The sequence below is a fragment of the Streptomyces sp. IBSBF 2435 genome, assembly GCF_036815005.1.
In the GTDB taxonomy this organism is placed as follows: domain Bacteria; phylum Actinomycetota; class Actinomycetes; order Streptomycetales; family Streptomycetaceae; genus Actinacidiphila.
In genome coordinates, this window is the sequence record NZ_JAJSYW010000209.1 from 1 (window position 1) to 12,123 (window position 12,123).

At 73.3% G+C, this 12,123-nt stretch carries 11 protein-coding genes; 7 read left to right on the forward strand and 4 right to left on the reverse strand.

The genetic code is table 11. The features are described from left to right. Together V7E46_RS29050 and V7E46_RS29055 are read right to left on the reverse strand one after the other, a co-directional pair. Positions 1 to 825, reverse strand: an 825-nt coding sequence (locus V7E46_RS29050) for a DeoR/GlpR family DNA-binding transcription regulator (protein ID WP_333771218.1), incomplete at its 3' end; no start/stop codon positions are given. A 271-nt stretch (positions 826 to 1,096) separates the two neighbouring features. Beyond that, entirely contained in the window at positions 1,097 to 2,557 is a 1,461-nt protein-coding gene (locus V7E46_RS29055) for an NAD(P)H-quinone dehydrogenase (protein WP_329175309.1), read from the reverse strand. Between the two features lie 93 nt (positions 2,558 to 2,650). Here V7E46_RS29055 and V7E46_RS29060 point away from each other — a divergent pair, with 93 nt between their 5' ends. The 3 genes from V7E46_RS29060 (at position 2,651) to V7E46_RS29070 (ending at position 5,866) form a co-directional block, all read left to right on the forward strand. After that, positions 2,651 to 3,088: a gamma-glutamylcyclotransferase gene (locus tag V7E46_RS29060; RefSeq protein WP_329175310.1), complete on the forward strand. Its 438-nt coding sequence runs from the start codon at positions 2,651 to 2,653 to the stop codon at positions 3,086 to 3,088. Positions 3,089 to 3,219: 131 nt separating this feature from the next. Further along, complete coding sequence (locus V7E46_RS29065) at positions 3,220 to 4,029, forward strand: purine-nucleoside phosphorylase (RefSeq protein WP_329175311.1); 810 nt, start codon at positions 3,220 to 3,222, stop codon at positions 4,027 to 4,029. A 184-nt stretch (positions 4,030 to 4,213) separates the two neighbouring features. Then, the gene (locus tag V7E46_RS29070) at positions 4,214 to 5,866 is read left to right on the forward strand and encodes a phospho-sugar mutase (RefSeq protein ID WP_333771219.1); all 1,653 of its coding nucleotides are present in this window, start codon (positions 4,214 to 4,216) and stop codon (positions 5,864 to 5,866) included. A 345-nt stretch (positions 5,867 to 6,211) separates the two neighbouring features. Here the strand turns inward: V7E46_RS29070 and V7E46_RS29075 are convergent, their stop codons facing one another. After that, positions 6,212 to 6,919 carry a PH domain-containing protein gene (locus V7E46_RS29075; RefSeq protein WP_333771220.1) on the reverse strand — a complete coding sequence of 236 codons (708 nt, stop codon included), beginning with the start codon at positions 6,917 to 6,919 and terminating at the stop codon, positions 6,212 to 6,214. A 365-nt stretch (positions 6,920 to 7,284) separates the two neighbouring features. On the opposite strand from V7E46_RS29075, the gene deoC reads away from it, so the two are divergent. Genes deoC through V7E46_RS29090 form a run of 3 tightly spaced genes read left to right on the forward strand, consistent with a single transcriptional unit; the run spans position 7,285 to position 10,653 of the window. After that, positions 7,285 to 8,283 carry a deoxyribose-phosphate aldolase gene (gene deoC / locus V7E46_RS29080; protein ID WP_333771225.1) on the forward strand — a complete coding sequence of 333 codons (999 nt, stop codon included), beginning with the start codon at positions 7,285 to 7,287 and terminating at the stop codon, positions 8,281 to 8,283. Positions 8,284 to 8,288: 5 nt separating this feature from the next. Beyond that, on the forward strand, positions 8,289 to 9,788 hold the full coding sequence (locus tag V7E46_RS29085) for an aldehyde dehydrogenase family protein (RefSeq protein ID WP_333771221.1): 1,500 nt from the start codon (positions 8,289 to 8,291) through the stop codon (positions 9,786 to 9,788). Beyond that, a complete protein-coding gene (locus V7E46_RS29090) occupies positions 9,775 to 10,653 on the forward strand; it encodes an aldehyde dehydrogenase family protein (RefSeq protein ID WP_333771222.1) in 879 nt (292 codons plus the stop codon). Before V7E46_RS29085 ends, V7E46_RS29090 begins: the two co-directional genes overlap by 14 nt. Before the next feature lie 9 nt (positions 10,654 to 10,662). On the opposite strand, the gene V7E46_RS29095 is transcribed toward V7E46_RS29090, so the two are convergent. After that, positions 10,663 to 11,073: a hypothetical protein gene (locus V7E46_RS29095; protein WP_333771223.1), complete on the reverse strand. Its 411-nt coding sequence runs from the start codon at positions 11,071 to 11,073 to the stop codon at positions 10,663 to 10,665. A gap of 95 nt (positions 11,074 to 11,168) precedes the next feature. On the opposite strand from V7E46_RS29095, the gene V7E46_RS29100 reads away from it, so the two are divergent. Further along, positions 11,169 to 11,798, forward strand: a complete 630-nt coding sequence (locus V7E46_RS29100) for an ATP-binding protein (RefSeq protein ID WP_333771224.1) — start codon at positions 11,169 to 11,171, stop codon at positions 11,796 to 11,798. The last annotated feature ends 325 nt before the right edge of the window (positions 11,799 to 12,123 follow it).

The following is a 12,123-nucleotide window of genomic DNA, read 5'->3' on the forward strand; positions in this document are numbered from 1 at the left end:
GGGCCGGCGGGGGGACGGCAGCGGAGCGGCCGGCTCGCCGGGACACCCGGGGGCCACCACGAGCTGCACCCCCCGGTCCGCCAGCGCCTGCAACTCCGTCGCCGCCCGCTCGTCCCCGGCCGGCGGCTCGTCCGTGACCAGATGGGTGATCAGTTCGGTCGGCACCGTCTGGAACATCGTGTCGGCCCCGAGCTTGGTGTGGTCCGCGAGGACCACGACCTCCGCCGCCGCCTGCACCAGCGCCCGGTCCACGCTGGCGCACAGCATGTTGGACGTGGACAGCCCGCGCTCGGCCGTGAGCCCGGCGCCCGACAGGAAGGCCCGGGACACCCGCAGCCCCTGGAGGGCCTGCTCGGCGCCGCTGCCGACCAGGCCGTAGTTGGAGCCGCGCAGGGTGCCGCCGGTCATGACGACCTCGACCCGGTTGGCGTGGGCCAGCGCCTGGGCGACCAGCAGGGAGTTGGTGACCACGGTGAGCCCGGGAACCCGGGCGAGGCGCCGGGCCAGCTCCTGCGTGGTGGTGCCCGCGCCGACGACGATGGCTTCGCCCTCCTCCACGAGCGAGGCGGCGAGGTCGGCGATGGCGGTCTTCTCGGCGGTCGCCAGGTGCGATTTCTGCGGAAAGCCGGACTCACGGGTGAAGCCACCCGGCAGGACCGCACCGCCGTGTCTGCGGTCCAGAAGTCCTTCTGCCTCCAGCGCGCGCACATCGCGGCGCACGGTCACTTCGGAGGTCTGGACGACGCGGGCGAGCTCACGAAGCGACACCGCTCCGTTGGCCCGCACCATTTCGAGGATCAGTTGGCGACGTTCTGCAGCGAACACGGAACCGACAGTAACCCCAACGACCGCTACTTTCTGCGTTTTGCACCAAATAACGGAAGTTACGCGGCGAAGAGACCGGGAAGTGCTACGCGCCGACCGTACGTTCGCCCGCGCCGCCGCGCGCCCCTCCCGTGCATGCCGACGCACCCGGCCACGTAACCCGTGGGCCGGGTGCGAAGGGCGGCGACGGTGTCGCGAAGGGGCCGCGAAAGGACGACGAAGGGGCCGGCGACGTGGTCCTGACGGGACCGCGGCCTACGGCAGACAGGCCCTACGACAGGCCCTGGTCCAGGCCGGTCGCCTTGCGGTTGTGCAGCTGCCGCGCCACCTCGGCGATCGAGCCGGACAGCGACGGGTAGACGGTGAAGGCGTTGGCGATCTGCTCGACCGTCAGGTTGTTGTCCACCGCGATCGAGATCGGGTGGATCAGCTCGCTCGCCTTGGGCGCGACGACCACACCGCCGACCACGATGCCGGTGCCGGGGCGGCAGAAGATCTTGACGAAGCCGTCCCTGATGCCCTGCATCTTGGCGCGCGGATTGCGCAGCAGCGGCAGCTTCACCGCCCGGGCGTCGATCCGGCCGCTGTCCACGTCGGCCTGCGAGTAGCCGACGGTGGCGATCTCGGGGTCGGTGAAGACGTTGGAGGACACGGTCTTGAGGTTCAGCGGGGCCACCGCGTCGCCGAGGAAGTGGTACATCGCGATCCGGCCCTGCATGGCCGCGACCGAGGCGAGCGCGAAGATACCGGTGACGTCGCCCGCCGCGTAGACGCCGGACGCGCTGGTACGGGAGACCTTGTCGGTCCAGATGTGGCCGGACTGGGTGAGCTTCACGCCCGCCTCCTCCAGGCCCATCCCGGAGGTGTTGGGGATCGCGCCGACCGCCATCAGGCAGTGCGTGCCGGTGATGACCCGGCCGTCGGTGAGGGTCGCCTCGACCCCGTCGCCGACCCGTTTGACCGACTGGGCGCGGGAGCGCGACATCACGTTCATGCCGCGCCGCCGGAAGACGTCCTCCAGGACCGCGGCGGCGTCCGGGTCCTCACCCGGCAGCACCCGGTCGCGGGACGAGACGAGGGTCACGGTCGAGCCGAGCGCCTGGTAGGCGCCGGCGAATTCGGCGCCGGTGACGCCGGAGCCGACCACGATCAGCTCGCGCGGCAGTTCGTCCAGGTCGTAGACCTGGGTCCAGTTCAGGATGCGCTCGCCGTCCGGCATGGCGTCGGGCAGTTCGCGCGGACGCGCGCCGGTGGCGACCAGTACGGCGTCGGCGGTGAGCCGCTGCTCGGTGCCGTCCGCGGCCGTGACGACGACCGTACGGGTGCCCACCGCGGTCTGCGGCCCGTCGAGCCGGCCGCGGCCGCGCATCACGGTGGCGCCCGCCCTGGTCACCGAGGCGGTGATGTCGTGCGACTGGGCCAGCGCGAGGCGCTTGACCCGGCGGTTGACCTTGCCGAGGTCCACCCCGACGACCCGGGCCGCGCGCTCCAGCGGCGGGGTGTCGTCGGCGACGATGATGCCCAGCTCTTCGTACGAAGAGTCGAAGGTCGTCATCACCTCGGCCGTGGCGATGAGTGTCTTGGACGGTACGCAGTCGGTCAGCACCGACGCACCGCCCAGCCCGTCGCAGTCGACGACGGTCACCTCCGCGCCGAGCTGCGCTGCCACCAGCGCCGCCTCATAGCCGCCGGGTCCGCCACCGATGATCACGATCCTTGTCACGTACCCCATTGTCCCGCACGCGCCAAGTGCTCACCGACAGGGGGCACCACTGCCCCTCACTTCCTGGCCCCGAGGCGATGCCGCTCCCGTACCCTCGTCCTCATGTCGCTCTACGCCGCTTACGCAGGCAACCTCGACGCGCGGCTGATGACGCGCCGCGCCCCGCACTCCCCGCTGCGCGGCACGGGCTGGCTGAACGGCTGGCGGCTGACCTTCGGCGGCGAGCAGATGGGCTGGGAAGGCGCGCTCGCGACGCTGGTCGAGGACCCGGCCAGCCAGGTCTTCGTGTGCCTCTACGACATCGCGCCGGTCGACGAGGAGTCGATGGACCGCTGGGAGGGCGTACCGCTGCAGATCTACCGGCGTACGACCGTACGGGTGCACACCCTGGACGGCGACCTGGCCTCGTGGCTCTACGTGCTCAACGACTACGAGGGCGGCCTGCCCTCGGCGCGCTACCTGGGCGAGATCGCCGACGCGGCCGAGTCGGCGGGGGCGCCGCACGACTACGTGATGGGGCTGCGCAAGCGGCCCTGCTGAGGGCGCGGTCGTTTTCGGCCACTTCCCCGACGGTCCGCAGGTCGGCCGTCAATTGTCGGATGCTCCTATTTCCTGAACAGTCCACGTCAGGCCGTCTACGCGCGTAGGCCCTGACAGGTTACGCTCAGCGCGTGAACGCTTCTGTGAACTCCGACCCCTATGCCGCGGCCGACGCCGCCGCCGCCCGTCTGCGTGCGCTGACCGGCGCCCAGACGCACGACGTCGCCCTGGTCATGGGCTCGGGCTGGGTGCCCGCCGCCGACCAGCTGGGCGCGGCGGACGCCGAGCTGCCGATCACCGAGCTGCCCGGTTTCCCGGCGCCCTCGGTGGCCGGCCACGCGGGCCGGGTGCGCTCGGTCCGCGTCGGAGGCGTCCGCGCGCTGGTCTACCTCGGCCGCACCCACCTGTACGAGGGCAAGGGCGTCGCGAGCGTCGCACACGGGGTCCGCACGGCGGTGGCCGCGGGCTGCAAGACGATCGTCCTCACCAACGGCTGCGGCGGGCTGCGGCCCGGCTACCGCCCCGGCCAGCCGGTGCTGATCAGCGACCACATCAACATGACGGCGACCTCGCCGATCGCCGGCGCGAACTTCGTCGACCTCACCGACCTGTACTCCCCCCGGCTGCGCGCCCTGTGCCGCGACATCGACCCCACCCTTGAGGAGGGCGTCTACGTCCAGCTGCCTGGCCCGCACTACGAGACGCCCGCGGAGATCGGCATGGTCCGCGCGATAGGCGGTGACCTGGTCGGCATGTCCACCACCCTGGAGGCGATCGCCGCACGCGAGGCCGGCGCCGAGGTGCTGGGCATCTCCCTGGTCACCAACCTCGCCGCCGGTATGACCGGCGCGCCCCTCAACCACGAGGAGGTGCTGGCGGCGGGCCACGAGTCGGCGACCCGGATGGGCACGCTGCTCGCCGACCTCCTCGCCCGGCTCTGACCCACCCGGCTCCGACCCGCCCGCGGGGGCACGGGGCCGCCCGGGCAACCACCCGGCCGCCGCAACCGTCCCACCGGGGAAGCGCTCCGAAGGGGTGCGAGAAGTGCGCCCGAAGGCGCGAGAAGTGCGCGACCAGCCACAGCGCACCGGCACTGTGAAAGCCACCGCAAGGGGAGGCATCCTCATGGAAGACCTGATCGCCCGCGCCCAGGCATGGGCGGCCGAGGACCCGGACCCCGAGACCCGGGCGGAACTCGAAGGACTGCTGGCCGCACGCGACCTCCCCGAGCTGGCCGGCCGCTTCGCCGGCACCCTGGAGTTCGGCACCGCAGGCCTGCGCGGCGCCCTCGGCGCCGGCCCGATGCGCATGAACCGGGCCGTCGTGATCCGCGCCGCCGCCGGCCTGGCCGCATACGTACGCGCGCACGGCGGCACGTCCGCCGTCATCGGCTACGACGCCCGCCACAAGTCGTCCGACTTCGCCCGCGACACCGCCGCGGTGATGACCGCGGCCGGCCTGCGCGCGCACCTGCTGCCCGGACCGCTGCCGACCCCGGTCCTCGCCTACGCGATACGCCGTCTCGGCGCCGACGCGGGCGTGATGGTGACGGCCAGCCACAACCCCCCGCAGGACAACGGCTACAAGGTCTACCTGGGCGACGGCTCCCAGATCGTGCCGCCCGCCGACGCGGACATCGCCGCCGAGATCGCGGCGATCGGGTCGCTGGCGTCCGTACCGCTGGCCGCGGACGGCTGGGACGTGCTCGGCGCGGACGTCGTCACGGCGTATCTGCGCCGGGCGGTCGCCGTCCTCGAACCCGGCGGCCCGCGCGAACTGTCCACCGTGTACACCCCGTTGCACGGCGTCGGCCTGGGCACCCTGACCGCGGCCTTCGAGCAGGCGGGCTTCACCGCGCCGCTGGCCGTCGCCGAACAGGCGGTGCCCGACCCGGACTTCCCCACCGTCGCCTTCCCCAACCCGGAGGAACCCGGGGCGATGGACCTGGCGTTCAAGACCGCCAGGGACGCCGTCCCCGACCTGGTCATCGCCAACGACCCGGACGCCGACCGCTGCGCCGTCGCCGTGCCCGACCCGGCCGCGGACGCGGGCTGGCGGATGCTGCGCGGCGACGAACTGGGAGCGCTCCTGGCCGCGCACCTCGTACGGCGGGGCGCCGCCGAGCCCGGCCGGGACGTCCTCGCGGCGAGCATCGTGTCGTCCTCGCTGCTGTCGAAGATCGCAGCCGCCGCCGGGCTCGGTTACGAGGACACCCTGACCGGCTTCAAGTGGATCGCCCGGGTGCCGGGCCTCCGCTACGGCTACGAGGAAGCGCTCGGCTACTGCGTCGACCCCGACGGGGTCAAGGACAAGGACGGCATCAGCGCGGCCCTGCTCATCGCGGAGATGGCCGCCGGCCTCAAGCGGGAGGGCCGCACGCTCGCCGACGTCCTGGACGACCTGGCCGTCGCGCACGGCCTGCACGCGACCGATCAGCTCTCCGCGCGGGTGGCGGACCTGTCGCTGATCGCGGACGTGATGGCGCGGCTGCGGGCGGAGCCTCCGGTGGAGCTGGCCGGGCTCGCCGTCGTCACGGCGGAGGACCTGCTCGACGGGGCGGGTGGCCTGCCGCCGACCGACGGCCTGCGCTACCGCCTGGCCGGCGGGGGCGTCTCGTCGGCCCGGGTCGTGGTCCGGCCAAGCGGCACCGAGCCCAAGCTCAAGTGCTACCTGGAGGTGGTCGTCCCGGTCGACGGCGACCCCGCCGCCGCCCGCGCCACCGCGACGTCCGTCCTGGCGGCCCTGAAGTCCGCGCTCGCCTCAGCGGCGGGCCTCTAGGACGGCCCGCTTCCCTCAGCGGCGACCCTCTTCCGCCGGCGCCTTCCCGCACGGGGGCACGCCCTCCACCCGGGGTGCGCCCTCACCCGGGGGGTGCCTCGGCCGGCGGTACGCCCGTCCACCCGGGGGCGCGTCTTGCGCAGGCGGGCCGCCCGTCCATCCCGGGGGCGCCTCGCGCTGGCGGTGCCGTCCGCGAGCAGGTGGCGGAGCCGTCGCGCAGGCAACGGAACGCGGAGACCCGCGTGGCGAGTCAACGCGGCCCGGCGTACGGGCACGGGCGGCCACCACTCGGGGCGTGGGGGCCTCCGGGTCCGGCCACAAAATCGCGACAGCCGCCCGCAGGGGCTAGCTGAGGGACAGCAGGACGATCAGGACCACCGCGCCGGCCGCCGCAGGGGCCAGTACCTCCCAGCACCAGCGCACCACCGGCACGGTGGACCCGCCCTCCGCCACCTTGCCCTCGTGACGCTCGGCCAGCTCCCGCAGTTCACTGAGCGCCTGGTCCGACCAGGCCCGGATGGTCGGGTCCGCCCCCGGCACGGGCGAGGACCTGCGCCCGTACGCGGGCCGCCTCCCCCCGCCGCCCGGCGTGAACGCGTCGTCCCCCGCCGCCTTCACCTTGGCTTCCTGCCTGGCCGCCCGCTTGCGGGCGCGCAGCGAGACCGGGATGGCCCAGAGCTGGTACTTCTTGCCGCCGGCCAGCATCTCCGTGGAGTACGAGGACCGCACCCCGTCTACCCCGGCCCACGGCACGGTGATCGTACGGAACGGGTTGCGCACCCGGATCCGGTCGGAGTTCGCGAAGACCGCGGGCCGCAGCGTGAGCGCCACGATGAGCGGCAGCGCGAGCAGCAGTGCCGCGATGGCCAGCCAGGGAGTGTGACCCTTGCCATTGGCGATGGCGTCGCCGCCGAGCCAGCACGCGACCGCGACCAGCCCCACTCCGCCGACCATCCCGGCCACCGAGCGGTAGGCGCGGTCGGCGTACTTCGGCTGCCCGGGGCCGGCGCTGTCCGGCGGCGGCGTCGGGCGGTCGGACCTCGGACTCGTCATAACGACCGATTGTGCACGACCCCGCCTGCCGCCCGGGCCACGACCCGGTTGCGTTCCCGTCTCAACGCCGCCCCGCGGGCACCGCCGGGAGGCCAGGGGCACCCGGGGGCGCCCCGAGATGGTCGGGCCTCGCCCGCCGGGCACCCCCGACGCCCCGGCGTCACCCGGGGGCGCCCGGGAGGCCGGGGCACCCTGAAACGCCTCGGGCCGGCCGCCGGCCACAGCCACCCGCCGCCGCCCGGAAACGGCCGGCCCTCACTCCGGGGCCACCCCGGGCCGCCCCACGGGCACCGCATACCCCGGCCCCCGGGCCACCCCGGGTAGTGACACGCCGCTACGCGCGTAGATATGCTGGGCTGGTGACCATGTCCTCAGTTGTTCCCGCATACGGCCCCGACGCCCCCGGGCGACTGGCCGGCCTTGCCGATGTCACGGCCTCGGACGCCGCCCTGCGGCGGTTCCTGCACGGCCTGCCCGGGGTCGACGCCGTCGGCCTCGACGCCAGAGCCGCCGGCCTCGGCACCCGGTCGGTCAAGACGACCGCGAAGGCGTACGCCATCGACCTGGCGATCTCGATGATCGACCTGACGACCCTGGAGGGCTCCGACACCCCCGGCAAGGTCCGGGCGCTGTGCGCCAAGGGGCGCAGGCCGGACCCGACCGACCCCGGCACCCCGCATGTCGCGGCGATCTGCGTCTATCCCGACATGGTCGCCGTGGCGCGGGAAGCGCTGGGCGACGACTCCGGCATCAGCATCGCCTCGGTCGCGACCGCCTTCCCCGCGGGCCGGGTCGCGCAGCCGGTCAAGCTCGCCGACACCGCGGACGCGGTCGCCGCGGGGGCCGACGAGATCGACATGGTCATCGACCGCGGCGCGTTCCTGTCCGGGCGCTACATGGAGGTCTTCGAGGAGATCAGGGCGATCAAGCAGGCCTGCGTCCGCCCCGACAAGTCCGCCGCCCACCTCAAGGTGATCTTCGAGAACGGCGAACTGTCGACGTACGACAACATCCGCCGCTGCTCCTGGCTGGCGATGCTGGCCGGCGCCGACTTCATCAAGACCTCCACCGGCAAGGTCGCGGTCAACGCCACCCCGCCCAACACCCTGCTGATGCTGGAGGCGGTACGCGACTTCCGCGACGCGGTCGGCGTGCAGGTCGGGGTCAAGCCGGCCGGCGGCATCCGTACGTCGAAGGACGCGATCAAGTACCTGGTGATGGTCAATGAAACCCTCGGCGACGACTGGCTGTCGCCCGACTGGTTCCGCTTCGGCGCATCCAGCCTGCTCAATGATCTGCTGATGCAGCGGCAGAAGCTCAGCACCGGCCGGTATTCCGGTCCCGACTACGTCACGGTGGACTGATCGTCATGGCCAATGAGAAATTCGCCTACGCACCCGCGCCCGAGTCCCGCGCGATCCTCGATCTGGCGCCGTCCTACGGGCTGTTCATCGACGGCGAGTTCACCGACGCCGCCGACGGCACCGTCTTCAAGACCGTGTCGCCGTCGAGCGAGGAGGTGCTGGCCGAGGTCGCTCGCGCCGGCGAGGCCGACGTGGACCGCGCGGTGAAGGCGGCCCGCAAGGCGTTCACCAGCTGGAGCGCGCTGCCGGGTGCGGAGCGGGGCAAGTACCTCTTCCGTATCGCCCGTATCCTCCAGGAGCGCGCCCGCGAGCTGGCGGTGCTGGAGTCGCTGGACAACGGCAAGCCGATCCGCGAGACCCGGGACGTCGACCTCCCGCTGGTCGCCGCGCACTTCTTCTACTACGCCGGCTGGGCCGACAAGCTCGCGCACGCCGGCTACGGTCCCGACCCGCGCCCGCTGGGTGTGGCCGGGCAGGTCATCCCGTGGAATTTCCCGCTGCTGATGCTGGCCTGGAAGATCGCGCCCGCGCTGGCCGCGGGCAACACCGTGGTCCTCAAGCCGGCCGAGACCACCCCGCTGTCCGCCCTCTTCTTCGCCGGCATCTGCCGGCAGGCCGGGCTGCCGCGCGGGGTCGTCAACATCCTTCCCGGTTACGGTGACGCGGGCGCCGCGCTGGTGGCGCACCCGGACGTGGACAAGGTCGCCTTCACCGGCTCCACCGAGGTCGGCCGGGCCATCGCCCGTACGGTCGCCGGCTCGCGCAAGAAGGTCACGCTCGAACTCGGCGGCAAGGCCGCGAACATCGTCTTCGACGACGCCCCGATCGACCAGGCCGTCGAGGGCATCGTCAACGGCATCTTCTTCAACCAGGGCCATGTGTGCTGCGCGGGTTCGCGGCTGCTGGTGCAGGAGTCGGTGGAGGAGGAGGTGCTCGACGCGCTCAAGCGGCGGATGGGCACGCTGCGGGTCGGCGACCCGCTGGACAAGAACACCGACATCGGGGCGATCAACTCCGCCGAGCAGCTGGCCAGGATCACCGCGCTGGCAGAGGCGGGCGAGGAGGAGGGCGCCCAGCGGTGGGCGCCGACCTGCGAACTCCCTTCCTCCGGCTACTGGTTCGCGCCGACCCTCTTCACGGGTGTCACCCAGGCCCACCGGATCGCCCGCGAGGAGATCTTCGGCCCTGTGCTGTCCGTACTGACCTTCCGCACCCCGGCGGAGGCGGTCGAGAAGGCCAACAACACGCCGTACGGCCTGTCGGCCGGGATCTGGACCGAGAAGGGCTCGCGCATCCTGTCGATGGCGAACAAGCTGCGGGCCGGGGTGGTGTGGGCCAACACCTTCAACAAGTTCGACCCGACCTCGCCGTTCGGCGGTTACAAGGAGTCCGGCTACGGCCGGGAAGGCGGCCGGCACGGCCTGGAGGGCTACCTCGCCGGAGCGGCCGGCCCGGCGGGCGAGCGTGCGAGCGAGAAGGGGAGCGCGACCAATGAAGGCGCCTGAACAGCAGTCCCGTCTTTCGGTGTTCAAGACCTACAAGTTGTACGTGGGGGGCAAGTTCCCGCGTTCCGAGAGCGGCCGGGTGTACGAGGTGACGGACTCCAAGGGCGGCCAGTGGCTGGCCAACGCGCCGCTGTCGTCCCGCAAGGACGCCCGTGACGCGGTCGTCGCGGCCCGCAAGGCGGTGCCCGGCTGGTCGGGCGCGACCGCGTACAACCGCGGGCAGGTGCTCTACCGCGTCGCGGAGATGCTGGAGGGCCGCCGCGAGCAGTTCGTCCGCGAGGTCGCCGAGGCCGACGGGCTGTCGAAGGCCAAGGCCGCCGCCGCGGTGGACGCGGCGGTGGACCGCTGGGTCTGGTACGCCGGCTGGACCGACAAGATCGCCCAGGTGGTGGGCGGCGCCAACCCGGTGGCGGGACCCTTCTTCAACCTGTCCACCCCCGAGCCGACCGGCGTGGTCGCGGTCCTGGCCCCGCAGGACTCGTCGCTGCTCGGCCTGGTCTCCGTCCTGGCCCCGGTGATCGCCACCGGGAATTCGGCCGTCGTGATCGCCGCCGAGCGCGCCCCGCTCCCGGCACTGTCCTTCGGCGAGGTGCTGGCCACCTCCGACGTGCCCGCCGGCGTGGTCAACATCCTCTCGGGCCGCACCGCGGAGCTGGCCGCACCGCTGGCCGCCCACCAGGACGTCAACGGCCTCGACCTGAGCGGCGCGGGCGCCGAGCTGGCCGTGGAGCTGGAGGTCTCGGCGGCCGACACCCTCAAGCGGGTCCGCCGCCCGTCGCCCGAGGACTGGACGGCCGACCCCGGCACAGGCCGCCTGACGGCCTGGCTGGAGACGAAGACGGTGTGGCACCCGATCGGCGTCTAGCGCCCGGCGTCAGCCGGTCAGCAGGCCGCTCACCGGCCCGACCAGCGGCAGCGTGCCCAGCGAGCCGCCGCGGGTGATCGGCGCGGTCAGCGCGGTGGTCGACAGCGGCTGGAAGTCGGCGACCTGGGTGCCCACGCCGTTGTCCAGCGGGTCCACCCCGGTGTTCGCGAGCGGGTCCAGCGTGAGGTCGCGGGCCGGCGCCACACCGGCGGCCAGCGCGCCGGTCACGGTCTGGACGGGCAGCACGTCCAGCGGGAGCGCGTCCAGCGCGCTGTCGGGGGCGGCCGTTCCGGCGGGCGCCGGGGTGGCCGCCACCGCGGCGGCGGCCGGCACGAGGGTCGCCGCGGCGGCGGTCAGGGTGAGGGCGAGAGCTGTACGCAGGGAGGGCATGGGCACCTGGGCCTTGTCGGGGGCGGACACTTGCTTTCCGGGCTCAGCGTAATGGAACGAGTGCGTTGAGTAGTCGCCCTACCGCGGGGGATCACCCGGGCGGGGATGCGGGAGAATGGTTTCCCGTGAGTTCACTTCCCGCTCGTGTGATCCTGCTGGCCGGCCCTTCGGGCTCGGGCAAGTCCTCGCTGGCCGCGCGCACGGGGCTGCCGGTGCTCGCGCTCGACGACTTCTACAAGGACGGCGACGATCCGTCGCTGCCGGTGCTGCCGGGCGGCACCGGGATCGACTGGGACGCGCCGCGGTCCTGGAACGCCGACGCGGCGGTCGCCGCGGTCGCCGCGCTGTGCGCGGAGGGCGCCGCGGACACGCCTGTCTACGACATCGCCGCCAGCGCGGCCGGCGGCTGCGCCCGGCTGGACCTGGGGGGCTCGCCGCTTTTCGTCGCCGAGGGGATCTTCGCGGCCGAGATCGTTGCCCGCTGCCGCGAACTGGGGCTGCTCGCGGACGCGGTGTGCCTGCGCGGGCGGCCCGCCACGACGGCGCGTCGGCGGTTCGTGCGGGATCTTCGCGAAGGCCGGAAGGCGGTGCCGTTTCTCCTCAGGAGGGGCTGGCACCTCATGCGCGCGGAACGCGCCATCGTCGACCGGCAGGTCGCGCTGGGCTGCCACCCCTGCGGTGCGGATGAGGCGCTGCCTCGCATTCTCGCGGCGCCGATCACCGAGGTTGCGCCTTCCGCGGGGAGCGCCCGATAGCGGTGCGCCGTCCCCCCGCCGCCGGCGCGGGGCTGCGCTGCCCGCACGGCGGGGGGTGCCCCTGAGGGGCGCGAGGAACTGCGCGCTCAGCCACGACGCGCCGTCGTGTGCGGACGGGCCGCACACCGCCCCAGGGGCGCGGGGAACTGCGCGACCAACCCCCACCCACCGTCACGTACGAACGCACCGCACCACCCCAAGGGGCGCGAGGAACCGAGCGCTCAGCCCCCACCGGGCGCGCGGGTCGTCACCGACCCAAAGGGTCTCTTCGGTCCGATCCGGACCACCGGCCGGTGGGGGCTGAGCGCGCAGTTCCCCGCGCCCC

Coding starts and splice junctions, on each gene's coding strand:
- deoC (WP_333771225.1), top strand. CDS start 7,285: ATGTCCTCAGTTGTTCCCGCATACGGCCCCGACGCCCCCGGGCGACTG.
- V7E46_RS29085 (WP_333771221.1), top strand. CDS start 8,289: ATGGCCAATGAGAAATTCGCCTACGCACCCGCGCCCGAGTCCCGCGCG.
- V7E46_RS29070 (WP_333771219.1), top strand. CDS start 4,214: ATGGAAGACCTGATCGCCCGCGCCCAGGCATGGGCGGCCGAGGACCCG.
- V7E46_RS29075 (WP_333771220.1), bottom strand. CDS start 6,919: ATGACGAGTCCGAGGTCCGACCGCCCGACGCCGCCGCCGGACAGCGCC.
- V7E46_RS29055 (WP_329175309.1), bottom strand. CDS start 2,557: ATGGGGTACGTGACAAGGATCGTGATCATCGGTGGCGGACCCGGCGGC.
- V7E46_RS29060 (WP_329175310.1), top strand. CDS start 2,651: ATGTCGCTCTACGCCGCTTACGCAGGCAACCTCGACGCGCGGCTGATG.
- V7E46_RS29090 (WP_333771222.1), top strand. CDS start 9,775: ATGAAGGCGCCTGAACAGCAGTCCCGTCTTTCGGTGTTCAAGACCTAC.